This window comes from bacterium (genome assembly GCA_026398675.1).
GTDB lineage: Bacteria > RBG-13-66-14 > RBG-13-66-14 > RBG-13-66-14 > RBG-13-66-14 > RBG-13-66-14.
Window position 1 is genome coordinate 1 of record JAPLSK010000417.1, and the last position, 2,112, is coordinate 2,112.

The 2,112-nt window shown below is 67.5% G+C and carries 3 protein-coding genes; 2 read left to right on the top strand and 1 reads right to left on the bottom strand.

The features are described from left to right. Positions 1-138 precede the first annotated feature (138 nt). Positions 139-348, bottom strand: coding sequence for a hypothetical protein (locus NTW26_12060; GenBank protein ID MCX7022981.1), 210 nt, complete (start codon positions 346-348; stop codon positions 139-141). A gap of 106 nt (positions 349-454) precedes the next feature. On the opposite strand from NTW26_12060, the gene gatC reads away from it, so the two are divergent. Together gatC and murD are read left to right on the top strand one after the other, a co-directional pair. Beyond that, on the top strand, positions 455-742 hold the full coding sequence (gene gatC / locus NTW26_12065; protein ID MCX7022982.1) for an Asp-tRNA(Asn)/Glu-tRNA(Gln) amidotransferase subunit GatC: 288 nt from the start codon (positions 455-457) through the stop codon (positions 740-742). 362 nt (positions 743-1,104) lie between these two features. After that, positions 1,105-2,112 (top strand): UDP-N-acetylmuramoyl-L-alanine--D-glutamate ligase (gene murD, locus NTW26_12070; protein ID MCX7022983.1); only part of this gene is annotated, 1,008 nt, incomplete at its 3' end.

Consider the following 2,112-nt stretch of genomic DNA (forward strand, 5'->3'; position numbering starts at 1 on the left):
CTTTTAACATCAACAAAGACCCCAAGCCTTCCGCCCGACCGTGTTCCGCGACGACGCCGGTGGACACTTTACCGGCCCCCCTCACCCCGGCCCCCAACCGAGCCTCTCCCCTAGAGCGGAAACCCAGCCGACGGGCGCTCAGTGCGCCAGTCTCACCCGCTCCACCAGGCCCTTCCCGGCCGGCTCGTACTCCACCACGCACCCCACACCCAGCCCCCAGAGCCTGGACACCCCGAGCTGGGCGACGTGGAAGAAGCGCTCCTCCCCCTCGCCCGGCGCGTCCGCGCCCAGCGGACGGAGGAATACGTAGCCCTTGTTGAAATCGTAGTAGGTGACGACGCCCAGCATAGTTCCGGTGGTTGAAGCGCGCGGTGAAAATAGCACCTCGCGGGGTCGGGGTCAAGGCGGGATGACGCCGCCCTGTGGTAGAATTGCCGGCGACTAGGGAGGAGACATGGACGAGAAAACCGTGCGGCACATCGCGAAGCTGGCCCGGCTGGGTCTGACCGCCGAGGAAATCGAGCGCTTCCGGAGCCAGCTCGGCGAGATTCTGGCCTACGTCGAGTCGCTGCAGGGCGTGGACATCGAAGGCGTGCCGCCGTTCAGCGACATCTCGCCGCCCCGCGTCCCCTGGCGCGAGGACGCCGTGACGAACCCCCGCTCGGCTACCGGCGAGCTCGGCCAGGCCCCGCGGGTCGTGGACGGGCAGATAGAGACCCCCTCCCCCCTGGGTGACGGCTAGTAGCCGAACCTGTTCCGCGTCGCAAGGTTGATGGTGTTCGATAGGTTGCCGCCGCGAGCGGCGCCCCCCGGGTAACAGCAGGTGACGGCTAGTAGCCGAACCTGTTCCGCGACTTGAGGTTGATGATATTCAATAGGTTATTCCCGCGAGCGACATCTCCTTTCGGCGAGGGTCGGTAACGGCTAGTAGCCGAGCCTGTTCCGCGTCGCAAGGTTGATGGTGTTCGATAGGTTATTCCCGCGAGCGACATCTCCTTTCGGCGAGGGTCGGTAACGGCTAGTAGCCGAACCTGTTCCGCGTTGCAAGGTTGATGGTGTTCGATAGGTTGCCGCCGCGAGCGGCGCCCACCTGAGTGAGAACCTGTGATTAAACTCGAAGGCAGACGGGCGCTGGTGATGGGCCTCGGCCTCTTCGGCGGCGGGGTGGGGCTCACGCGCTACCTGATCCGCCACCGGGCCCGGGTGACGGTGACCGACCTGCGCGAGGCGGAGGAGCTGGCGCCTTCGCTCGCGCTCCTGCGCGACCTGGACGTGGAGCTCCACCTCGGGGCGCACCGGGAGGAGGACTTCCGCGCGGCGGACGTCGTCTTCGTCAACCCGGCGGTGCCCAAGACGTCGCCGTACCTCGCGTTCGCCCGGGAATCGGGGACCGAGCTCTCGTCGGAAATCGTCCTCTTCGTCGAGCGCTTCCGCGGAACGGTGCTGGCGGTGACCGGCTCGAACGGCAAGACGACCACGGCGGGGATGCTGGGGGATATCGTGAGCCGCCACGCGCCGGGCGCCCTGGTGGGCGGCAACATGGGGGTGTGCCTGTTGGATCGGGTGGACGACGCCCCGCCGGGCCTGCCCGCCGTTCTCGAACTCTCCAGCTTCCAACTCGAGGACCTCGGGGAAATCGGCTGGTCCCCGCACATCGCCGTGGTGACCAACCTGACCCCCAACCACCTGGACCGCCACGGCACATTCTCCGCCTATATCGAGGCGAAATCCCAAATTCTCGCGCACCAGACCGCCCGGGACTCGGCGGTGCTCAATGCCGAGGACCCGCAGGTGGCGAAACTGGCAGAGCTGACCCGGGGGTCGGTCCTGCGGTTCGGCCTGGACGGGGTCGAGGGGGTCAACTTCTACCGGGAACCCAGGGGCCCCGAGGACAAGGGTCGGCTGGTGGCGGGTTTCGCCGGTGCGGAGCAGCGGTACTTCGAGCTGGATAAATTCGCCCCGCGGGGCGACCACAACGTGGCCAACGCCCTGGCGGCCTCGGCGGCGGCCTACGCCTTCGGCATCCCGCTCTCGGTGACGGCGGCGGCGCTCACCGGATTCAAGCCCATCGTCCACCGGCTGGAGGAAATCGCCACGGTGAACGGGGTGACC

Bases quoted from the DNA above. Each gene is read 5' to 3' on its own strand.
- gatC (MCX7022982.1), top strand. From the start codon at position 455: ATGGACGAGAAAACCGTGCGGCACATCGCGAAGCTGGCCCGGCTGGGT.
- NTW26_12060 (MCX7022981.1), bottom strand. From the start codon at position 348: ATGCTGGGCGTCGTCACCTACTACGATTTCAACAAGGGCTACGTATTC.